Raw genomic sequence first — 21727 nt, forward strand, 5'->3', positions numbered from 1 at the left:
GGATAAAAAGGCCTTATTAAAATTATGTTAACAATTTGTTGGGCTTTTGTTATTACAATGTTAGAGGAAGCAAAAATACCTTAGTCCCTGTACTTTAAAAAGGATTACTTCATAACCAAAATTTGCCCTCGCATCATGGCCCGGGAAGTATCCCCAATTCTAAGTGAGCATTTTGACTTTCTATAACCGATTAAACAATTTAACGATGACTAAACGAACACTGCTTAAGGCGTGTGCATTGCTGTTTTTGTTTCATCTCTTCGTATTGCCGGAAATCCGTGCCCAGCAGGAGATCACGATTACAGGAACAGTGAAAGACCCTCTCAATGCCGCAATGGTCGGCGTATCAATCGAAAACCTCCGGTCCGGTCAGGCCACATTGACTGACGACGAAGGAACTTTCTCCGTTACGGCTGTCAAAGGCGATAGCCTGGCTGCCACTTTCATCGGTTACAAAGATTACCGGTGGATCTTCACAGACAAAATTGACGTACAAATCGTCCTCGAAGCCAACGCGGGCAGCATGGAAGATGTTGTAGTCGTAGGATTTGGTCAGCAGAAAAAGATCAGCCTGGTGGGCGCACAGTCTACAGTAGACATGGAAGAAATTAAGGTGCCGGTCGCAAACCTCAGCGCCGCGTTGTCCGGCCGTATTGCCGGTCTGATAGGCGTGCAGCGGACGGGGCTTCCGGGTTCCAACGGTGCAGACCTGTGGATCCGCGGTATTTCTACGTTTGGCAACAACTCCAGCAGCCCGCTGGTGGTGGTAGACGGGGTGATCGGAAGGGACGTCAATGCATTCGATCCTGAGGATATCGCATCGTTTTCAATACTTAAAGATGCCTCTGCCACTGCAGTTTACGGTATCGCAGGTGCCAATGGCGTTATCCTGATCACCACTAAAAAAGGACGCACCGGCAAGCCAACGCTCATGTTTAACTACACACAGGGTTACAACTCTTTCACCAAATTGCCGGAACTGACGGATGGCGTGACTTACATGCAACTGCGTAACGAAGCGCAGACGGCGAGCGGTTTATTACCGGAATATTCGCAGGCCTATATCGACAGCACGGTCGCCGGCAACCAGCCCTATGTATACCCCAATGTAGACTGGATGAATACCTTGTTTGGCAAAACATCGCTGAACCGCAGGGCCAACTTCAGCGCGAGAGGCGGTGCGGACAACGCCAACTATTATGTGGGCCTTGCCTATTATGAAGAAAACAGTTTGCTAAAGCTCGATGAATTGCAAAGCTACAATGCTGACGCGCGTTTCAGAAGGATCAACTTCACATCTAACGTGAACATGAACTGGACGAAGACGACCAAATTCGACCTGGGCATTCAGGGCTATGTAACCAACACGAACATGCCTGGTACCAGCCCGCAGGACGCTTTTGCACGCGTGATGCAAACCAACCCGGTGCTGTATCCGGTCATGTATCCGGGTAATTTACTGCCTGCCGTGAACCAGTCAACAGACGCGCAGCCGAACCCCTGGGGACTGATCACTCAAAGAGGATACGTAAACACTGCCAGCAACCAATTGTACTCAAACGCCCGCCTGACGCAGGATCTGGGCTCGATCGTGAAAGGCTTGTCCGCTACTGTACTGTATTCATTTGACGTATGGAACTCCCACTCTATCGAGCGTACCCGCGACAGGAGCGCCTACCAGCTGGACAGGGGCAATCCTTATCTGCCTGATGGCAGCCTGAACCTGACCCTGGTGCAGAATGGTACGGATGATCTGAATTACGAAAGATCTAACGGCGCAAACAGAAGAAATTATCTCGAAGCCTCGTTCAATTACGACCGCGATATTATCAATTCCAAAAACCATATCACCGCGATGATCCTCTACAACCAAAGAGAGGAAATCGGAGCTTTCGCTGATGACCTTACGTCATCATTACCGATCCGGAGCCGTGGCCTGGTAGGTCGTGCTACTTACGCTTACGACAACAAGTATTTCGGCGAGTTCAACTTCGGTTACAACGGCTCTGAGAACTTCGCGCCGGAAAATAGGTTTGGTTTCTTCCCTTCCTTTGGTGCGGGTTATGTCATCTCCAATGAAAAATATTTCGAGCCTTTTAAAGATGTGATCACCTTTTTGAAGCTTCGTTATTCTAATGGGGTTATCGGATCGGGTTCAGGGGGCAGAAGGTTTGGCTTCCTAACCATTGTAAATGCAGGCGCCGCGGGATATACCTTTGGTAACGGCGTGGGCAATGTGAGCTACGGCGGTACCGCCATCTCGGAATATGGTTCTAACGTGAGATGGTCGGAAGTGCACAAACAAAACTTCGGCGTAGAGATCAAAACACTGAATAACAAAATATCTCTTACAGCAGACTTCTTCAACGACAAACGCACGGGGATCTTCCTGCAGCGCAGCGTGTTGATGGATTATATCGGTATCAACAGCAGCCCTTACGGCAACCTCGGATCGATGACTAACAAGGGTTTTGACTTTACTTTAGAGACCAATCCGTTGGCTGTCGGTCAGACCTACTGGGACTTCAGGGCGAATGTCACTTACAATCGCGACATGATCATTGAGAATGACCAGCCGGTTCAGCCCTATCCTTACATGGAGCGTCGCGGGTTCAACTCTTTATCGAGATATGGATATGTGGCCCTGGGCTTATTTGAGAGCGAGGAGGACATCAGGAACAGCCCCATTCAAAGGACCGGAGCCGTTCGCGTGGGTGATATTAAATATAAAGACCTGAATGGCGATGGTGTGGTAGACGCTAATGACGTAACGCGCATCGGCAACGGGGATGTGCCCAACTTCATATTTGGCGCCAGCTTCAACGTGACGTGGAAGCAGTTCTACCTGGGTGCCTTCTTCCAGGGAACTGAAGGTGCAGACAGGATGTTAAGCGGCGACGGCATACTTCCTTTCAACAACAGCACCGGCCCTGAACGCAGCAATCTTTTTGCATTGGCTACAGACAGATGGACGCCCGAAAACCCCAACCAGCAAGCGTTTTATCCAAGGTTAGGTTATGGCAACGTAGTGAATCAAAACAACGCAGTAGCCAGCACCTGGTGGGTGAAAGATGTTGATTTTATCCGTCTGAAAACATTAGACCTCGGTTACAACTTCCCCAAAGGCATGCTTTCTAACCTCGGTGTAAAAAGCGGAAGGCTTTACCTGCAGGGTGTGAATGTGTTCTACTGGAGCAAATTCAAACTCTGGGATCCTGAACTGAATACGAACAACGGCGCGAGCTATCCGAACATCAGGACCATCTCGTTGGGCATCCAGGCTAATTTTTAATCCCATTCCCTTTTCATTCAATTAGTAAAAAATGAAACAACTCATATACCTTCTGGCCGCAGGACTACTGTTCGCAACAGCCTCCTGCAGCAAGTATTTAGACCAGATACCGGATAATATCCTTACGGAAGAAGACATCTTCAAGTCCAAATCCCGCACGGATAATTTCCTGGCCAATATTTATAACGCGATACCGAACGAGCTAAACCAGCGGTACACCGCTACAGACAACTCGGGCGTGTGGACAACCGCCTCCGACGAAGCGAAATACAACTGGCCCTTCAACTACGGCAACAACCTTAATTCGAGCGTATGGGCCAACACGGATGGCACCGTAGCCCACTACTGGCGCCAGTATTACCGCGCTATCAGGAATGCGACCTTCTTTATTCACAACATCGATAAAGCCAGCGAAGCGGAGATCAACAGCTCTTTAAAAAGAAGCTATAAGGCGGAAGCCAGAGCGCTGCGCGCATTCTTCTACCTGCAGATCGTAAGGATCTATGGTCCTGCCGTTATGCTCGGCGATGAGCTGCTGGATTTTGAAGCGCCGCTTGAAGACCTCAAACTCACACGCTCCCCATTCGATGAATGTATCGGCTTTATCACTTCAGAATTAGACGCGGCATACAACGATCTGAGTGTGGACCCATTGAACGGTGAATGGGGACGTTGCACCAAAGGGATGGCCAAAGCCTATAAAGCAGAAGCGCTGTTACTCGCCGCCAGTCCTCTTTTCAATGGCAACGCGGCCTATGCCAGCTTAAGAAACCCTGATGGCACACAGCTGATCAGCCAGTCTTATGACGTCAACAAATGGAAGACCGCAGCCGATGCGCACAAAGCATTCTTCGATGAGTTTGTACCAGGTGTGTATGACCTGTATGTAGAAACCAACGCCGATCCTTTCCTGCAGGCTTACCTGTCCACCAAAAACGTGATGAGCGTGAACTGGAATAAAGAGTGGATCTTCGCCAGATCTAACTCCGGCAACTATTCTCAATACGACAAAACGCCTAAGCATGTAGGTTATCCTTCCGGTGCACAGGGCGGCGGCGCATTGGGGGTAACCCAGAAAATGGTGGACGCCTATTTCATGGCCAACGGTCTGCCCATTACTCATTCATCTTCCGGTTATGTAGCGACAGGTTTTTCCAACTACAAAGCTCCTTTTGATGTAACAGCAAGAAGCACGTTCAATCAATGGGTCAACCGGGAACCCCGCTTTTATGTGGGCGTTACTTACAACAAAAGCTACTGGCTGAACCAGTTCTCCAACCCTACGCCGATTATCACGAACATGGAATACAGCGGCAACTCAGGTCGCTCTCAAAGCACTTCAGATGTAACGCCTACCGGGTATATCGTTAGAAAGAATGTGATCCTGAACTCCAACAGCAGGGGCGCGTTATTATTAAGATTAGGGAATCTTTACCTGAATTATGCTGAGGCACTTAATGAGTATGATCCGCAAAACCCTGAGATCCTCAGGTATTTAAACCTGATAAGAACCAGAGCAGGAGTACCCGTGTACGGCTCGCAGAACCTGCCCGCTCCGGCCTCTCAGAGCGCCATGCGCGAAGCGATCCGTCATGAACGCATGGTGGAACTGGCTTTCGAAAACGTAAGGTACTTTGACACAAGACGCTGGCTGATCGCTGACGAAACGAACAACGGACCTTTTTACGGTATGGACCTTTCTAAGAACGGAGATGCCTTCTACGAGAAAGTGGTGCATGAAACAAGGATCTTCCGCGCCCGCGACTACCTGTGGCCCATTCCTAACAACGAGGTATTGAAAAATGAAAACCTGGTTCAGAACACCGGTTGGTAGACCTTCTGAAAATCAATAAAACTTAAAAGATGAACAATCAAAAATATACCACAAAAAAAATATCCTGGTGGTTGGCAGCCGGCTTGCTGATGGCGGCCTGCAACAAACCCGATACCATCTCGGTGCCATTCGAAGGTACCATCTACATGCCCCAGGCCCATCCGGAAAAGAGCACGCTGAACCTGGTGCTGGCCGATTCTGCAGAGAAAATTGTATTTGGAGCTGCATATGCGGGGTTGAATTACCCGGAGCAGGACATCCCGGTGAACTTCGAATTAAAACCCGAGCTGGTGAGCGCCTACAATGCGATGTATGGCACGAGCTATGCCTTGTTGCCCGACTCGGCTTACACATTGGAAGGATTGAGCTCCGTGATCCGAGCGGGGAAGACGACTTCCGTTCCGCTTTCCTTCGCCGTTGCATCTAAAAAGCTGTCCAGGGATCACCAGTATATGTTGCCTGTTCAGCTGATGTCGGCAGGCAATTCGCCTATCGATACGTCCCGGAAGATCGCCTATTTCCGGATTGAAGATATCGTACGGAAAGAAACAGATATCACACAGCTGGCCAAGCTCACCGTTTCCCAGGAACACAGGGACGGGTCAGGTAGTGGTGAAGGATCTCCCAAGCTTGTGGATAACAACACAGGCACCAAATTCCTGCTGCACTCCTTCCCATCAGGCTTCTGGGCACAGCTGACCTTTGAGGAAGGCAAAGTGATCGGCGCCTACACGCTCACCTCGGGCAACGACGCACCAGAGCGCGATCCGAGAGACTGGCGGATCATGGGCTCTAACGACGGTACCAACTGGACAGAGCTGGACAACAGGACCGGCGTTACTTTCGGATCAAGAACCCAAACCAGTTTCTTTGAATTCGAAAACGAAACAGCCTATCGTTACTACAGGCTCTACATTTCAGCGTTGAACGGCAACTCAATAGGCGGCCTGTTCCAACTAAGTGAATGGAGACTGATCACCTTTAAGTAAGTTCCAGTTTAATTGTATATTAGGGTCGGCAATGCGAATTGCCGGCCCTTTTTACTTGTAACTGCGTTAACAATTGGTTCAGGTTTTGTTTGCAAGCCACAAGAAAATTGCTGATTATTTTTATAGCATTACAAACATTTAATTCAACAATGACAAAAACGACTTCGCTGCTGGTCGCATGCTGCTTTTCTGCGTCTGTCCTGTCAGCACAATCCACTCTAAGCCCTCAAACAGAGTTGGTAGATTATGTAAACCCTTTGATGGGCACCGACTCAAAGGTGAGCCTGTCTAACGGCAACACCTACCCGGCCATCGGAAGACCATGGGGTATGAATTTATGGACACCCCAAACGGGTACCAATGGTAATGGCTGGCAATACACGTATGGTGCCGATAAGATCAGAGGGTTCAAACAAACCCATCAGCCTTCGCCATGGATGAACGACTATGGCATGTTCTCGCTGATGCCTGTAACCGGGAAAGCCGTTGCAGACCAGGATGGCCGTGCCAGCTGGTTTTCTCACAAAGCAGAAACAGCCAAGCCCTATTATTACAGCGTTTACCTGGCAGATCACGATGTAACAACAGAAATAACGCCTACCGAGCGGGCGGCCTTCTTTCGCTTCACTTTTCCAAAAACAGACAGTGCGTTCGTGGTGGTGGATGCATTCGATAAAGAGTCTTATGTAGAAATCATTCCTGCACAAAACAAGATCATCGGGTACACCACTAAATACAGCCGCGGTCGCCTGAAGAATTTCAGAAATTATTTCGTAATCCAGTTTGACCGGCCGTTTACCAGCACCGGCACCTGGACGGAAAAGGACATACACAGAAACACGCTGAAATTACTGGAAACAAAGAACAGCGGCGCCATTATCGGTTTCAGGATTGCCCGCAAAGGTGAAAAGGTAACGGCCAAAGTCGCATCCTCATTTATCAGCCAGGAACAGGCGGAGCGCAACCTGCAGGAAATCGGCAACAAGACCTTCGACCAGATTGCGGCAGAAGGCAGAGCGACCTGGAATCAAACGCTTAATACGATTAAGGTGGAAGGTAAAGACAAAGATCAGTTACGTACGTTCTATTCCTGCCTGTACAGAATGGTATTTTTCCCCAACAAATTATATGAGCTGGATGCCAAGGGCCAACCCATACATTACAGTCCTTACACCGGCGAAACGCTTCCCGGGTATATGTTTGCCGGCACCGGCTTCTGGGATACGTTCAGAGCGTTGTATCCTTTTCTGAATCTTGCATTCCCTTCCATCAATAAAGAAATGCAGGAAGGCCTGATCAACGATTACAAAGAGGGAGGGTTCCTTCCCGAATGGAGCAGCCCCGGCTACGCTGACATCATGATCGGCAACAACTCCGCTTCCGTGGTAGCCGATGCCTATATCAAAGGCATCAGAGGTTATGATATTGAAACCCTCTATAAGGCCCTGCTCCACGGCGCTAACAACGAAGGCCCTATAACAGCGGTAGGTCGTAAAGGTGTGCAGTATTACAACGACCTGGGGTATGTGCCTTATGATGTCGGGATCAACGAAAATGCCGCGCGCACACTGGAATATGCCTACGATGATTTTTCTATTTATCAATTAGCCCGGGCCCTGAACCGGCCTAAAGCGGAAACGGATCTTTATAAAAAAAGAAGCCTGAACTATAAAAATCTTTTTGATACAGAACACAAGCTCATGCGCGGGAAGAATAAGGACGGCCGGTTCCAGTCGCCTTTCAATCCTCAAAAATGGGGCGATGCTTTCACCGAAGGCAATAGCTGGCATTACTCATGGAGCGTGTTTCATGATATCAATGGCCTGATGCAGCTGATGGGCGGAAGAAAAGATTTCGTAACCATGCTGGATTCCGTATTTAAAATGCCGCCTACTTTCGATGATTCGTATTATGGAGGTGTTATCCACGAGATCCGGGAAATGCAGATCATGAATATGGGTCAGTATGCTCATGGCAACCAGCCTATCCAGCATATGATCTACCTGTACAACTATGCCGGTGAACCGTGGAAGAGCCAGTACTGGGCCAGAGAGGTGATGGATAAATTGTACTACGCAACACCCGATGGTTATTGCGGCGATGAGGACAATGGTCAAACCTCCGCCTGGTATGTATTTTCAGCCATGGGCTTCTATCCTGTGTGCCCGGCAACAGATCAATACGTCTTGGGAAGTCCGCTGTTTGACAAAGTAACCATCCGCCTCGCGAATGGTAAACAAATGGTGATCACGGCTGCTAACAACAGCGCTTCCAATCGCTATGTCAGCAACATGACCTTCAACGGCACTTCCTACGGTAAGAACTGGCTGAGCCATTCAGCGTTAATGAAAGGCGGAAAGATCCATTTCACGATGGCGGCAAGCCCCAACAAACAGAAGGGAACTAAAGAGACCGATGCTCCTTACTCCTTGTCTACAGACCCGCAATCTAAATAATCAATGCATCCATGCGCCCGCGGGCTCTTTCAGAAGGTCGTTGCGGGTGCATGGATATTGTTGTAAACACTTACGAACGTGACCAAACAGGATCATTCTTCCGTTCCCGTTAACAGGAATACGGGATGATCACAGACATACTTCAACCAAAATCAATAAAAAACAAGAATGAACCCGACATGATCAAAATTTTCATTGTTATGGAAATGAAAGTGTTTAATCATCCGGGGCTCCATTCTACCAAATCACATTAAAAGAAATAAGAATGAAAAAAATCGTTAAGGCTGCGGCCCTCATAGCCCTTTTAATTTCTACCAGCGTCGACTCCAATGCCCAAAGAAGAAAATGGGAAGATGTAGCCCTGGAGGGCGTGGTGAGCAACGACACCATCAAAAGAAAAAAGTTTACGATGGTCTTCATCAACAAATCAGATAAATTCGATCCGAAGACCGGCGATCGTATGATCGAAACCTTTTTCAAAGTGTATCCCCAGGAGGCAAAGCTCTACAATAAGAATACCAGGAAGCTGGTTACTTTTGTAATCGATCCGGAATACACGGCGGTCGCTGCTGCATCCGGCGGTGTGATTAAAGTAAACCCCGAATGGATGATCAAAAATCCGGAAGACCTCGACGTAGTGACGCATGAAGCCATGCATATCGTGCAGGCATATCCTGGCGGAGCAGGCCCGGGCTGGGTTACAGAAGGAGTGGCCGATTATGTGAGGTACCGCCTGGGTGTAAATAATCCGGCAGCCAACTGGAGCCTTCCAGCTTTATCGGAGAAACATCACTACACTAATGCATACAGGGTAACAGCCCGCTTCTTTGTGTGGATTGAAAAAAATTATGATAAAAAACTCGTGCGTAAATTAGACCACGCCATGAGAAGCAAAACGTACACCGAAGATTTCTGGAAAAAAGAAACAGGCAAAACGGTGGACGAGCTTTGGGATGTGTACAAAAAGAATCCCGCTATTTAATGAGCAGACGGGCTATCGATTAAAGCCCTTTTAAATAAAGTATGATGCAGATGAACAAAAAAATATATCCATTTCTCCTGGCCGCGTTATGGGCAGGTACGCCATCCCATGGGCAGACCAACGGATTGATACAGTATGTAAATCCGCTGATCGGAACGGCGAAGATGGGTCACACCTATCCCGGCGCCACTGTTCCTTTCGGTTCGGTGCAACTGAGCCCCGACACCGACACGATCCCCTACGCAGGTCCGGACGGAAAATATACCGGTACCGCTTATCGCTATTGCGCAGGCTACCAGTATGACGATCCGACGATCGTAGGCTTTAGCCATACACATTTTAGTGGCACCGGCCACTCGGACCTGGGCGACTTCCTGATCATGCCTACAACCGGTCCATTGCAGCTTAACCCCGGCACAGCCGATCGGCCGGAAACCGGCTACCGGAGCCGCTTCAGCCACCGGAACGAAGTGGCCGAGCCCAATTATTATAAAGTAAAGCTCGACGATCATGATATCCTGGCCGAGCTGACAACCACAACACGCGTAGGAGTTCATCAGTATACCTTTCCGAAGGCTGATGACGCGCATATCATCCTGGACCTCATGCATGGCATTTACAATTATGAGGATAAGAACGTATGGACCTTTGTAAGAGTGGAAAATGATACGCTGATCACGGGCTATCGCCAGACACATGGCTGGGCGAAAACACGGACGGTTTATTTTGCCATGACCTTCTCTAAGCCGATTGAAAGTTATGGATACAACTCTTATAAAAAGCAGGTGTATCAAGGGTTCTGGCGCCGTTTCAACATCCAACAGAATTTCCCTGAGATGATCGGTCAAAACCTGAGAGCCTATTTCAATTTTAAAACGGAAGCGAACGAGCAGATCAAGATCAAATTTGCACTCTCTCCGGTTAGCACCATCAATGCTTTGGAGAACCTGCGCACGGAAACGCCCGGCTGGGACTTTGCAGCTATCAAACAGCAAGGGCAGCAACAATGGAATGAAGAACTGGGCAAGATCAAAATCAACGCGTTGGATCGCGAAGGCATGATCAACTTCTACACGGCCATGTATCACACGTTCCTCGGACCTACCGTGTATATGGATCAAAACGGAGCCTACAAAGGCATCGACCAGAATATCCATGAGGCTAAAGATTTTGTAAACTACACCACTTTTTCTTTGTGGGATACTTACCGCACGCTGCACCCGTTTTTCAATCTTATACAACCGAAGCGCAATGTAGACATGATCAAAAGCATGGTTGCCCATCAGCAGCAAAGCGCGCATCATATGCTTCCCGTGTGGAGTCATTATGCCAATGAAAACTGGTGCATGAGCGGTTATCATGCGGTGCCCGTGATCGCCGATGCCATTGTGAAAGGTATCGGAGGATTTGATCATAACAAAGCGCTGGACGCCTGCATTGAAACAGCGAACGTGTTGTATTATGACGGATTGGATGAATATATCAAACGCGGCTATATTCCTGATGACAAGCGCGGCAACTCCGTGTCGACCACGCTGGAGTATGCCTTTGACGACTGGAGCATCGCAATGGCCGCAAAAAAGCTGGGCCGCCAGGATGTGTATGAAACCTTCCTGAAACGTTCTCAAAACTGGAAAAACGTATATGATGCATCGATCGGTTATATGAGGCCCCGTTTAAGCGACGGATCATTCCGATCCGATTTCGACGTATTATCTACGCACGGCCAGGGATTCATTGAAGGCAACGCCTGGAACTTCAGCCTTTTTGTTCCGCAGGATCCTAAAGGCCTGATCCAGGCGATGGGCGGCGATAAAAAGTTCCTGCCTCACCTGGACTCGCTGTTTTCCATGCATTTGCCGGACGAGTTCTTTGCACACACGGAAGATATCACGCGTGAAGGGATCATCGGCAACTATGTACATGGCAATGAGCCTTCGCATCACGTGGCCTATCTCTACAACTTTACAAGCCAGCCCTGGAAAACACAGGAACGTGTGCGAATGATCCTTAAAAAGCAATATAAAGCAACAATAGACGGGTTAGGCGGCAATGATGACTGCGGGCAAATGAGCGCCTGGTACATCTTTACGGCGCTGGGCTTTTATCCCTTTGCCCCCGGAAGCGAAACTTACCAGCTGGGGAGTCCTGCGGTGAAAAACGCAACGATTCAACTGGAAAATGGTAAGACGCTGACCGTTGAAGCGAAGAATCAGTCGGAGAAAAACGTGTATGTATCGAAAGTGACTTTCAATGGAAAGCCTGTTACGACACATTCGATCAACCACAGTGACCTGCTGAATGGCGGCGCCCTGGTTTTCCATATGTCGCCTAAACCGGCAAGGTAATACAAGGCGGTCCCAAAAGTGTATGTCACTTCGAGACCGCCTCTTCATTATCTTTATCAAAAATATCAATATGACTTCAGAAGTAATTTATAACGGCGATCTGAGAACGACGTGTACACACCTTAAAAGTAGCTCCTCTTTTGAAACAGATGCCCCTGTAGACAACAACGGTAAAGGTGAGCGGTTTTCCCCGACCGATCTGCTGGCGACCAGTCTCGCTGCCTGCATGATCACCGTGATGGGTATCAAAGCGAGGACCATGAATTTTGACCTGAACGATGTGCGTATTGAAGTATTGAAGAAAATGGCAGCCGATCCGAGAAGGGTCAGTGGCATCGACCTGAAAGTTCATATTCCGGAGGCGCTCGCTTCTTTGGAAGAAAAAACCATCTCCATATTGAAAAATACGGGCAACACCTGTCCTGTAGCTAAAAGCCTGCATCCGGATATTGAAGTGACGGTAGATTGGGGCGCGTGGAGCGGTGAGTAATTAAGAGCAATAGGCAGTAAGCAATCAGCGATGGGCAATGGGCAACAAGCAATGGACTATAGACTATGGACTATGGACTATAGACATGACCTACAGTCCCGGTGGTTTTACAGATCAGCGTTCTTGGCTTCATACAACTGTAACATAAAACTGCATCAGGCGGCCATTTACCGGCTTTTCTGATGCAGTTTTTTTTATGGAGTCTGGATGTTTATTGATACGCTAGTAATCTATGTCCTGGTCCATGTCATATTTCACGCCTTCGTATCCCAATGCCCGTCTCATGAGCCCCATCTGACCCAGCAGGTAGCTTTCCCGGTCGAGGCACATGCCGACCATATTCAGCTTGTTTTCTTCGACAAAGTCTACGCCCATACCAAAATTATAAGGAGCCGCCAATTCCTCGTCCGTCGCCTTCATCAACGCGTTGTATAATTGGGGAGAAATGCGATGCCACTGCTTTTTAAGATCCCCCAGCTCCGGATAGTTCACGCTCATATCCAGCGCCTTGGCATCTTTAAATAAGGCATCGTTAGGATCCGTGTCTTCGACCCCAAGAATATTGGCCAGCCAGTAACGCGTATTAACGATATTACCTGCCATCCATATAAAATGATTGGTGACATCATGGATCCGCTTTAAGGCATCTGCCCCGCTGATGTCTGCGATTACATTATCAAAGGTCTGCGTGTGCATACGGTATTGCGGAATAACGAGTTGCAGCGCTTTTGACTGAAGAACCGGTTTTTCCTCTTTAGTATCAAACATAACTTAAGTTTTTATAGGTGATGATATATCCCCTTTAGCTGCACTAAAAACATGCCAGCTAGCATTTGCTGCCGGGCTCAGCTAAGAAAGCCGGCAACGGAGACGGTTCCTTTGCGTTAAGGCTTGGTATCCACCGCGTTATCCGTTTGCTCCGCCAGCATCTTTAATTCCTTCAACCCTTTATTGAAGCCATTGTTCATCATCTCCTCATATTCTTCGGGCGACTGGACAGTGGCCTTCAGCAAAGTACCGCCATTGTTGGGTTCCAGCTCGTATTTCTCAATGGAACCTGCATTGGCCTTAACATGTTCGCTGGTAGTATCCTCCACGCCATTGCGCAGTTCACCATAGTGAGAAAATTCAACTAAACGAGGCGGGTCTAATTTTTTGATGGTAGACAACATGCCGTTTCTGTCCGGGTCCAGGAAAAGGGTTTTTCCACCTTCTTTCCAGTCGCTTTCCATGTAGGATCCGGGATTAAAGTGGCTGGTCCATTTGCGGTAAGTGTCGTCGTTCCAAAGTGTTTCCCAAACTTTCTCCAGGGGAGCGTTGATTACGATTGAGTAGGCGAGGTCTTTCATGTGATTGTATTTTGTGGTTTATTGTTGGCTGATTCACTGTCTTATTCAGCATTGGCTTTTTCGATCGTAGCGATGTCAATCTTCTTCATTTTCATCATGGCGTCCATCACTTTCTTAGCGCGCACACGGTCCTTCTGGCCTGTCAATTCCAGCAACACCCGCGGCACAATTTGCCAGCTCACGCCAAATGGATCTTTTAGCCAACCGCACACGCTTTCCTGTCCTCCATTTTGAGTCAGGCCATTCCAGTAATAATCGGTCTCTTCCTGGTCCTTTGTCACTACAGTAAAAGAAATACCTTCGTCAAACTGAAAGGAGTGAGCGATGGAGCTGTCCATGCAGGCAAGCGTAAAGCCATTGATCGTAAACTGTGCGTGCTGAACATTACCCTTGGTATCTTCCTTCCCGTCGTACTCCATGATACCTTCTGTTTTCGATCCGGGAAAGAGATCCGTGTAAAATGAGATGGCCTCTTTGGCTCTCCCGTTTTGTTCATTGACAAACATCAGCGTGGGCACAAAGTATTGATCGGTATTGCCTTTTTCACCGGTGTATAATTGCCAGGTGATGCCAAACCGGTCGCGCACCCAACCATATTTGGAGCTGAACGGATAACTGTCGAGCGCCATCAGCACAATGCCTCCTTCTGCCAACCGGTTGAATAACCGCTCTGTTTCCTGCTCGTCCGTATTCGCAATCAGGAAAGAGATGGAAGCGTTAGGTTTAAATTCCCGGCCCGCGCTGAGCAGCATAAATTTTTGACCATTGATGCTGAGCATTTGTACCAGGCCGGTATCTTCTGTTAGTTGCGTATCGGGAAAGACGTCTTTATAAAAATCAGCCACTTCTCTCCCGTTATTGTCCAGCCAGATGCAGGGATACATGTCGTTGTTCATACAAAAGTTTTATAATGATTAAAAGGTAATGAAGATCATTTCTTTGGATGCAAACTCAATGGGCTGCGCTATGTCGACACTTTGTATTGCAGATACTGAACGCCACAGGAAAAAGACTTTTGACCGGTTAGCGCCAGCGCCGCTTTTGTCCCGCCCTCAAAGAATCTCCTCCCTTCACCCATCAGCTGCGGATCTAAAAGAATATGGTATTCGTCAATCAATGCTAACTCGCGCAATCGCCGGCAGAGCATTCCGCTTCCCAGGATCACCACATTCTTTTGAGCTGCGGATTTGATCTCATCGATGGTCGCGGCGTCCACCGTATCATGAAAAATACAATCTTTCCAGGAAGAACTCTCAACCGTCTTAGAGAAAATGTGCTTCTGGCTGCCGTTCATAAAAGCATAAGCCCCCGGAAAGCCACGCGCAGCCGCGTCTGTCGGCCAATATGCTGCCATCAGCTCGTAGGTCACCCTTCCCATGATGATCGTATCCGCCGTGTTCAACCGGGCCAGGTTGTATTGCTCCAGCTCCGGATCTGATGTAAACCAACTGGTATCTCCTTCCGGGCCGGAAAAGAAACCATCTACAGATATCCAGTTTGATACAAATAGTGTGCTCATGATGCTCTGTTTTGAAACGTCTGACAAACTTATTTCTAATATCCGGGCATCCTGCTGTGAAAACACGACAAACTAAAGGCCAATTGCGACAGGCGGGCACCAAAGCCGGCATATTTAACCCGGCAGCTGTCAACTTTAAGATTTCAGTAAGAGCACCTGCGTGACAGGGTTTATGGCCAACCCGCCTATTTTTGTACAAAAACAGTCATGGCACGTATCAAAATTCCGTTACCCGATCATTTTTCATTCACCACCCTGATCCCGGTGCGGATCACAGATGTTAATTATGGAGGGCATGTTGGTAACGATTCGCTACTGAGCATTGTCCACGAAGCAAGACTACAGTTTTTACAACATCATGGTTATGATGAGATGCATCTTGAAGGTGCGGGCCTGATCATGGCGGATGTAGGAATTGAGTTTAAAGCAGAAGCTTTTTATGGAGATACCATTATTGCGGCAGTGAGCGCGACAGATTTCAGCCGGGTCGGGTTTGACCTCGTGTACCGCTTAGAAAAGAAAACGGGTGACGCCACACAGCTGATCGCTATTGCGAAAACGGGGATGGTATGCTTTGATTACAGTAAGAAAAAAGTGAGTCCGCTACCGCCGGAGGCAGTCGCCAGGCTTCAATCCGGCGCCTGATCGCGTCCGGTTAAAAGTACACCGTGAATATAGAGCCTTCGTTGACCTTACTGCTCACTTCGATCTTGCCGCCCAGCGATTCGACCTGTGTTTTGGTGAGGTACAACCCGACGCCTTTGCTGTCTGAATGCTTGTGAAATACCTGGCTGAGCTTGAATATTTTTTTGCCAAACTTTTCCATGTCCATGCCAAATCCGTTGTCTTTGACGGATAGCATCACACGGCTGTCCCGGCTTACCCCGGTTTCGATCCGGATCTTAGAAGGCACCAGCGGATTACTGTATTTGACAGCGTTGCTGATCAGGTTATATAAAATACTTTCAAGATAGGGCTTGGGATACCGGATCTCTGCAACGTCGAGGCGCTTTTCAATGTTAATTTTTTTGCGCACTACATCGCCCGCCAGCTGGTTCAGAATAGCGTCTATCGATGTATCAAAATCACAATCATCAAACGGCACTTCTTTATTAAGCCGTATCTCAGCAATATTCAGTAGGGTCTCCAGGCTGTTGGTCATCGAAATCCCTACCGTGTCAATCATCGAAGCCAGGTCCTCCAAACTGAAGGATTGGGCCAGCGTGTTGGCATCTTCGCTATCCGTTTCTTTGCCGCATTTGACGTTCAGTACTTTAGTCAGTAAATTAATATTCTTTGCAGGGCCGCGCAAATTGTGGCTGATGGCATGGCTCAGCTCTTCGAGCTCTTTTACTTTGCTGATCAGCTCGTCTTTAGCTGCATTCAGCTCACGGTTTTTAACCTGCAATTCGTTGGTCAGCTGCTTTCTTGCAGTAATGTCGGTGAACTGGGAAATAAAAAATTTGGGCTGTCCTTCAGCGGTGCGCACCAATGACGCTGTCAATGATACCCAGATAATGCCATTGTCCCTGGTGACGAACCGCTTCTCTATCTCATAATGATCCATCTCCCGATTGAGCATTTTATCTTTTGCTTCCAGGTCGCGGGCGAGGTCATCCGGGTGGGTGATGGAGTCGAAGGTCATTTGTGCGAGCTCGGCGGCTGAATAGCCCGTCATCCGGCACAGCGCCTCATTTACCTTTTCCCATTTACCGGAAGGGCTGACGATCGCCATGCCAATGCCTGATAAATTGAAATAGGTAGAAAATATTTTTTCACTGGCACGCAAGCCGCTTTCAGCCCTTAGCCTTTCGGTAATGTCCTGCGCAAATGCAATCACATATTTCTCACCTTCCGCATTGCTAAACAAATAATTTTTATACAACAGGTGCTTGATGTCTCCGTCGCGGGACAACATGCGCAGCATCCCTTCCGCAGTATTTCCATTGATGATCGCCGGGAGATAATGATCGGTCACCTCCTTCCGGAATTTTTCAGGCACCAGGTCGGCAATATTTTTTTGGGTCAGCTCATCGTGAGAATATTGCAACAATGCGGTTGTGTACGGGTTGACACTGAGAACGTTGCCCTGCAGATCGTGCGTACAGATCAGCACCACGCTGTAATCAAATAATATTTTATACTGACGCTGGTCCTCCTGGTTGGCAATATCCCTCAGCTTTCTTTCGTGGATGTCGTTGTGCGTACCGATGAACCGCAGCGGTTGCTGATCAGGGGTATGACTTACCAGCAAGCCACGACTCAGGATCCAGCGGTAAGTGCCGTCTTTGCACCGGTATCTTAATTCAGCCGTATAAATAGGCGTTTTACCTTCAATGTGGGCATTCATCGACTGCGTCGCAGCTTCGAGATCGTCCGGATGTATCTTGCTTCGCCACTCTGCTGTGGTCCGGATCTCATCTTCGGAATACCCAAACATTTCCTGCCACTTGGGCGAAAAGAAAATACGCCCGGATTGCAGGTTGGTATCCCAGATCCCATCGCCCACCGCATCCAAGGCCAGGTGCCATTTGTCTTCTCTAATCTCTTTGAGCGGCACCCTTTCCACCACAACCAGGACGAAATTATCATCGTAGGGAGCGCGGATAATTTTGATGAGAAATTTCACCGGACGGTTGCCGATGTGGACATAATATTCAAGGAATTTTGGCTCCGGATTGCGAAAGACTTTTCGTATGGAGTGAACACATTCTGTAATGATCGCGTCGTTGTTAATATCAGACGCTTTCAGCCCCGTGTAGCGCGCCCTGCCTTCTTCTTCATCTGCCTCGTTTCTTGCCCATACGTTACAGATGATCTCCTCCCTGGAAACTTCAAAAATGCGGAATGCAAAGCTTTTAAAGGTTTCAATAACGATCTGCCTGGTAGTGCTGGCCGGGGCTATATCCATACGCGACAGCTGATTTGAGTTCAACTTAGCAAAAAATTGCCAAACTATCGAATGAAAAAAAATATATTAAAAAGTGAACAAGCCGGACGCTGTTTTAATTTCCAGGGAAGAGCGGTCGGCTGCTTCCACGCGGCCAATAACCTGCGCCTGCACGCCAAAGCTTTCTGCAACGCTGATAATGTCATCCGCTGCCGCATCGGTCGTGTATATTTCCATGCGGGTGCCCATGTTGAACACCTGGTACATTTCTTTATCGTCCGCACCGCTGGCGTCTTTAATAATATCAAAAATAACCGGCGGCGTAAACAGGTTGTCTTTAAGCACTTTCACCTGGTCGGGCACATACTTCATGCATTTGGTCTGGCCGCCGCCGCTGCAATGGATCAATCCTTTAATATTGTCGAAATGCCTTTCCAGTAAGGCTTTCATCACCGGGGCAAAGGTCCTCGTGGGACTTAATACCAGTTTACCGATCGTCGTTTGGGCGCCATCTACTTCAATAGTGTCCGTCATCCGGTATTTCCCGATATAAACTACTTCGTCGCTCAGGCGCGGCTCAAAAGTTTCGGGAAAATGCTCGGCGTAATATTTCTGAAGCACGTCGTGACGGGCACTCGTCAGGCCATTGCTGGCAAGGCCGCTGTTGTATTCAGTTTCGTAGGCTGCCTTTCCGAAAGATGCCAATCCTACAATTACATTTCCGGGGGCTATTTTTTCGTTGGTGATGACCTTATCTTTTGGCCAACGTGCTACCATCGTTCCATTCACCGCAATGGTGCGCACCACATCTCCCACATCCGCCGTTTCGCCGCCCATGAAAGTGATATGGACCCCATATTGTTTCATGGTGTCAAAAAACTGCTGGCTGCCATTGATCACTTCGCTCAGCACTTCGGCGGGAATCAGCGTTTTATTACGGTCGATCGTCGAAGAGAAAGCCACCTGGTCGTAGATCCCTACACACAGAAGGTCGTCTAAGTTCATGACAATCGCATCCTGGGCTATTCCGCGCCACACGCTTGCATCGCCGGTCTCCTTCCAGTACAGGTAAGCAAGAATGCTTTTGGTACCTGCGCCATCGGCATGCATTACATTCACCCAACCGGGATCACCCACCAGCACATCCGGATACATCTTACAAAATGCCCGTTCGTACAAGCCTTTGTCGAGCTTTTTTACTGCTTCATGTACCTCTTCTTTCTGGGCGGATACTCCCCTTTTGGAATATAACGACATCTTAATATTTTTTATGAGCCGGGCTACAGTGCTGCTATCAGCGATTTTGCGTCGCACACTTCAGGGTCCCGTGCCAATCTCACCTTGTTTGAAGCCGCGAAGATAAAACAATCCGGAGAAGTTCGTGGCCCATAGTTCATAGTTACCGGTTGCAAATTCTATGGGCTATAGACGATGAACTATCCCCCCATCAACTTACTTTTGCGTTTTATGCAGATCCATTACGACATCAACCATCTGCCCGTTTTTAGAAATGCTGTGGTTACGATAGGTACTTTTGACGGTGTTCATGAAGGTCACAAGAAGATAATAGCCCAGCTGACGGAAACGGCGGCTGATGCAGGAGGCGAATCGGTCATTATCACCTTCCATCCCCATCCCCGGAAAGTGGTGGCATCGTCGATCCTGGGCATCCGGCTGATCAACACGCTCAGCGAAAAAACAGAACTGATGGAACAAATGGGCGTGGATCACGTGATCGTGACGCCTTTTACCGATGTATTTGCCAACCAGGAGCCGGAAGAATTTCTGAAAGACTTCCTTGTCGACAAGCTCCATCCGCATACGATCATCATCGGGTATGACCATCGTTTTGGAAAAAACCGGAAAGGCGATTATAAACTGCTCGAATCGTATCAGGAACAATATCAATACCGCTTAAAAGAAATCCCCAAACATATCCTGGACGACATCGGCATCAGCTCTACTAAAATAAGGGAAGCGATATTGAATGGCGACACAGCGACAACCAATCATCTGTTGGGCTACCCTTTCTTCTTTGAAGGAGAAGTGGTTCATGGCGACAAACTGGGCCGGGAATTGGGATATCCCACGGCCAATTTAAAAGTAGAGAGCCAGGAAAAGATCCTTCCGGCCGACGGTATCTACGCGGTATATGCATCCGTCAAAAATGCGGACAGCTCTTACGGCCCGATGTTGAAAGGTATGATGAGCATCGGGTTCCGCCCCACGGTGGACGGCACCAAACGGGTTATAGAGGTTAATTTATTTGATTTCCACAATGAGATCTACGGCCGCACGCTTCGTGTTTATGTGAAACAGTTTCTCAGGTCTGAAGAAAAATTTGACACGCTGGAAGCACTGATTAAAAAGATCGATAATGACAAAGTGGAAAGTTTGAAAGTGCTGTGATCTCCGGTCAGTGGAAAACCACCCGATACGTATTTTTTTATTTTTTTTGTACGTAAAAAACAAGCACAAAAATGAACACAAAGTTAACGCTGAGCCTGAACAAGCGGGTAATAGATGGTGCTAAGGAGTATGCAAAAACGCATAAAACCAGTCTTTCCCAGCTTGTTGAAGGGTATTTAACTGCCCTGAACGAACAAGGAAAAGAAACGCACGCGGTAACACAGTTGGTAGAAAGCCTGACGGGAATTATCCCAAACGAAGATGAGACCAGGCAGCAATTGGACTATCGTGATTATTTGACTCAGAAATATTCCTGATGGACGCGGTTTTTGTTGATACAAACATTGTTTTGGACCTGCTTCGAAAAAGAGAAGAATTCTACGTGGAAGCGCAACGGCTTTTCACGCTGGCTGATATGCAGAAAATAGAGCTACACATCTCCTCTTTAACTATAGCCAACACCCATTATTTATTATCCAAGTATTATTCCACGACTGAGGCCCGGAAGCTATTGGCAAAATTCAAGGTACTGGTCAAAGTCTTGCCATTAAATGATAAGATCATAGATCTTGCATTGACTTCTGATCTGAGAGATTTCGAAGATGCCATCCAATTGTACACGGCTACTGAGCATCACCTAAATGTTATCATCACCCGAAACAAAAAAGATTTCCGGAAACAACCCATCCTGGCGTTAACCGCCAAAGAGTATTTAAACCACAAATAAGCTCCCAAAGTGCTCGGTATGCCTTAGGAAGTGGAACTCATTAGAATATAAACGACACAGAATATAACATTTCAACTATTTTTGATACATGGAAGTGAATGAAGCTTTGATCGATAAACTGGCACATCTTTCTAAACTGACTTTTACCGAGCAGGAAAAGAAGGATATCTCTAAAGATCTACAGGACATGATCGGTTTTGTGGAGAAGTTGAATGAACTGGACCTGGGCGATGTGGAGCCGTTGATGCACATGAGCGATGAGATCAATGTGCTGCGAGAAGATGAGATCAAGGGTTCGGTGACCCGCGAAGAAGCGTTAAAGAATGCGCCTGCTACTGACGGCCAATTCTTTTTAGTGCCAAAAGTAATTAAGAAGCAAGAAGCGTAATGGCAGGTAGGGAGTGGGGGTGCCTGCTCGCTGCTATAAGCTATTGACCATTAA

At 48.0% G+C, this 21727-nt stretch carries 18 protein-coding genes; 12 read left to right on the forward strand and 6 right to left on the reverse strand.

Annotated elements, in window-relative coordinates:
• Positions 1-205: 205 nt before the first annotated feature.
• The 7 genes from ACU37H_RS05530 (at position 206) to ACU37H_RS05560 (ending at position 12391) form a co-directional block, all read left to right on the forward strand.
• Complete coding sequence (locus ACU37H_RS05530) at positions 206-3292, forward strand: SusC/RagA family TonB-linked outer membrane protein (RefSeq protein WP_472705821.1); 3087 nt, start codon at positions 206-208, stop codon at positions 3290-3292.
• A 31-nt stretch (positions 3293-3323) separates the two neighbouring features.
• Positions 3324-5126 (forward strand): RagB/SusD family nutrient uptake outer membrane protein, encoded by a 1803-nt coding sequence (locus ACU37H_RS05535; protein ID WP_472705819.1) that lies wholly within the window; start codon positions 3324-3326, stop codon positions 5124-5126.
• A gap of 29 nt (positions 5127-5155) precedes the next feature.
• Complete coding sequence (locus ACU37H_RS05540) at positions 5156-6115, forward strand: BT_3987 domain-containing protein (protein WP_472705817.1); 960 nt, start codon at positions 5156-5158, stop codon at positions 6113-6115.
• Between the two features lie 149 nt (positions 6116-6264).
• Positions 6265-8571: a GH92 family glycosyl hydrolase gene (locus tag ACU37H_RS05545; RefSeq protein ID WP_472705815.1), complete on the forward strand. Its 2307-nt coding sequence runs from the start codon at positions 6265-6267 to the stop codon at positions 8569-8571.
• Between the two features lie 265 nt (positions 8572-8836).
• Positions 8837-9553 (forward strand): basic secretory protein-like protein, encoded by a 717-nt coding sequence (locus ACU37H_RS05550; RefSeq protein ID WP_472705813.1) that lies wholly within the window; start codon positions 8837-8839, stop codon positions 9551-9553.
• A gap of 50 nt (positions 9554-9603) precedes the next feature.
• A complete protein-coding gene (locus ACU37H_RS05555; RefSeq protein WP_472705811.1) occupies positions 9604-11901 on the forward strand; it encodes a GH92 family glycosyl hydrolase in 2298 nt (765 codons plus the stop codon).
• A gap of 70 nt (positions 11902-11971) precedes the next feature.
• The gene (locus ACU37H_RS05560) at positions 11972-12391 is read left to right on the forward strand and encodes an OsmC family protein (protein WP_472705809.1); all 420 of its coding nucleotides are present in this window, start codon (positions 11972-11974) and stop codon (positions 12389-12391) included.
• A 222-nt stretch (positions 12392-12613) separates the two neighbouring features.
• Here the strand turns inward: ACU37H_RS05560 and ACU37H_RS05565 are convergent, their stop codons facing one another.
• The 4 genes from ACU37H_RS05565 to ACU37H_RS05580 form a co-directional block, all read right to left on the reverse strand.
• Positions 12614-13159 (reverse strand): DinB family protein, encoded by a 546-nt coding sequence (locus ACU37H_RS05565; RefSeq protein ID WP_472705807.1) that lies wholly within the window; start codon positions 13157-13159, stop codon positions 12614-12616.
• Between the two features lie 116 nt (positions 13160-13275).
• The gene (locus ACU37H_RS05570; protein WP_472705805.1) at positions 13276-13740 is read right to left on the reverse strand and encodes an SRPBCC family protein; all 465 of its coding nucleotides are present in this window, start codon (positions 13738-13740) and stop codon (positions 13276-13278) included.
• A 41-nt stretch (positions 13741-13781) separates the two neighbouring features.
• A complete protein-coding gene (locus ACU37H_RS05575) occupies positions 13782-14636 on the reverse strand; it encodes a VOC family protein (protein ID WP_472705803.1) in 855 nt (284 codons plus the stop codon).
• A 68-nt stretch (positions 14637-14704) separates the two neighbouring features.
• Positions 14705-15259, reverse strand: coding sequence for a dihydrofolate reductase family protein (locus ACU37H_RS05580; RefSeq protein ID WP_472705801.1), 555 nt, complete (start codon positions 15257-15259; stop codon positions 14705-14707).
• 207 nt (positions 15260-15466) lie between these two features.
• Between ACU37H_RS05580 and ACU37H_RS05585 the strand changes: the two genes are divergently transcribed.
• Entirely contained in the window at positions 15467-15904 is a 438-nt protein-coding gene (locus tag ACU37H_RS05585) for an acyl-CoA thioesterase (RefSeq protein ID WP_472705799.1), read from the forward strand.
• Positions 15905-15914: 10 nt separating this feature from the next.
• Here the strand turns inward: ACU37H_RS05585 and ACU37H_RS05590 are convergent, their stop codons facing one another.
• Positions 15915-18170, reverse strand: coding sequence for a PAS domain S-box protein (locus ACU37H_RS05590; RefSeq protein WP_472705797.1), 2256 nt, complete (start codon positions 18168-18170; stop codon positions 15915-15917).
• 66 nt (positions 18171-18236) lie between these two features.
• The gene (locus ACU37H_RS05595) at positions 18237-19406 is read right to left on the reverse strand and encodes an AIR synthase related protein (protein ID WP_472705795.1); all 1170 of its coding nucleotides are present in this window, start codon (positions 19404-19406) and stop codon (positions 18237-18239) included.
• 210 nt (positions 19407-19616) lie between these two features.
• On the opposite strand from ACU37H_RS05595, the gene ACU37H_RS05600 reads away from it, so the two are divergent.
• From ACU37H_RS05600 to gatC, 4 genes are all read left to right on the forward strand, one after another.
• Positions 19617-20558 (forward strand): bifunctional riboflavin kinase/FAD synthetase, encoded by a 942-nt coding sequence (locus tag ACU37H_RS05600; protein WP_472705793.1) that lies wholly within the window; start codon positions 19617-19619, stop codon positions 20556-20558.
• Positions 20559-20629: 71 nt separating this feature from the next.
• On the forward strand, positions 20630-20875 hold the full coding sequence (locus ACU37H_RS05605; protein ID WP_472705791.1) for a DUF6364 family protein: 246 nt from the start codon (positions 20630-20632) through the stop codon (positions 20873-20875).
• A 32-nt stretch (positions 20876-20907) separates the two neighbouring features.
• Positions 20908-21285, forward strand: coding sequence for a type II toxin-antitoxin system VapC family toxin (locus ACU37H_RS05610; RefSeq protein ID WP_494407588.1), 378 nt, complete (start codon positions 20908-20910; stop codon positions 21283-21285).
• Between the two features lie 88 nt (positions 21286-21373).
• Positions 21374-21673 (forward strand): Asp-tRNA(Asn)/Glu-tRNA(Gln) amidotransferase subunit GatC, encoded by a 300-nt coding sequence (gatC, locus tag ACU37H_RS05615; RefSeq protein ID WP_472705787.1) that lies wholly within the window; start codon positions 21374-21376, stop codon positions 21671-21673.
• Positions 21674-21727: the final 54 nt, after the last annotated feature.

Source organism: Niabella sp. ZPM-14 (assembly GCF_055693045.2).

What these genes read in the sequence shown, in the direction of transcription:
- gatC (WP_472705787.1), top strand. Translation starts at nt 21,374, where the DNA reads ATGGAAGTGAATGAAGCTTTGATCGATAAACTGGCACATCTTTCTAAA.
- ACU37H_RS05545 (WP_472705815.1), top strand. Translation starts at nt 6,265, where the DNA reads ATGACAAAAACGACTTCGCTGCTGGTCGCATGCTGCTTTTCTGCGTCT.
- ACU37H_RS05600 (WP_472705793.1), top strand. Translation starts at nt 19,617, where the DNA reads ATGCAGATCCATTACGACATCAACCATCTGCCCGTTTTTAGAAATGCT.
- ACU37H_RS05595 (WP_472705795.1), bottom strand. Translation starts at nt 19,406, where the DNA reads ATGTCGTTATATTCCAAAAGGGGAGTATCCGCCCAGAAAGAAGAGGTA.
- ACU37H_RS05590 (WP_472705797.1), bottom strand. Translation starts at nt 18,170, where the DNA reads ATGGATATAGCCCCGGCCAGCACTACCAGGCAGATCGTTATTGAAACC.
- ACU37H_RS05565 (WP_472705807.1), bottom strand. Translation starts at nt 13,159, where the DNA reads ATGTTTGATACTAAAGAGGAAAAACCGGTTCTTCAGTCAAAAGCGCTG.
- ACU37H_RS05570 (WP_472705805.1), bottom strand. Translation starts at nt 13,740, where the DNA reads ATGAAAGACCTCGCCTACTCAATCGTAATCAACGCTCCCCTGGAGAAA.
- ACU37H_RS05585 (WP_472705799.1), top strand. Translation starts at nt 15,467, where the DNA reads ATGGCACGTATCAAAATTCCGTTACCCGATCATTTTTCATTCACCACC.
- ACU37H_RS05530 (WP_472705821.1), top strand. Translation starts at nt 206, where the DNA reads ATGACTAAACGAACACTGCTTAAGGCGTGTGCATTGCTGTTTTTGTTT.
- ACU37H_RS05535 (WP_472705819.1), top strand. Translation starts at nt 3,324, where the DNA reads ATGAAACAACTCATATACCTTCTGGCCGCAGGACTACTGTTCGCAACA.
- ACU37H_RS05540 (WP_472705817.1), top strand. Translation starts at nt 5,156, where the DNA reads ATGAACAATCAAAAATATACCACAAAAAAAATATCCTGGTGGTTGGCA.
- ACU37H_RS05550 (WP_472705813.1), top strand. Translation starts at nt 8,837, where the DNA reads ATGAAAAAAATCGTTAAGGCTGCGGCCCTCATAGCCCTTTTAATTTCT.
- ACU37H_RS05605 (WP_472705791.1), top strand. Translation starts at nt 20,630, where the DNA reads ATGAACACAAAGTTAACGCTGAGCCTGAACAAGCGGGTAATAGATGGT.
- ACU37H_RS05560 (WP_472705809.1), top strand. Translation starts at nt 11,972, where the DNA reads ATGACTTCAGAAGTAATTTATAACGGCGATCTGAGAACGACGTGTACA.
- ACU37H_RS05580 (WP_472705801.1), bottom strand. Translation starts at nt 15,259, where the DNA reads ATGAGCACACTATTTGTATCAAACTGGATATCTGTAGATGGTTTCTTT.
- ACU37H_RS05575 (WP_472705803.1), bottom strand. Translation starts at nt 14,636, where the DNA reads ATGAACAACGACATGTATCCCTGCATCTGGCTGGACAATAACGGGAGA.
- ACU37H_RS05555 (WP_472705811.1), top strand. Translation starts at nt 9,604, where the DNA reads ATGAACAAAAAAATATATCCATTTCTCCTGGCCGCGTTATGGGCAGGT.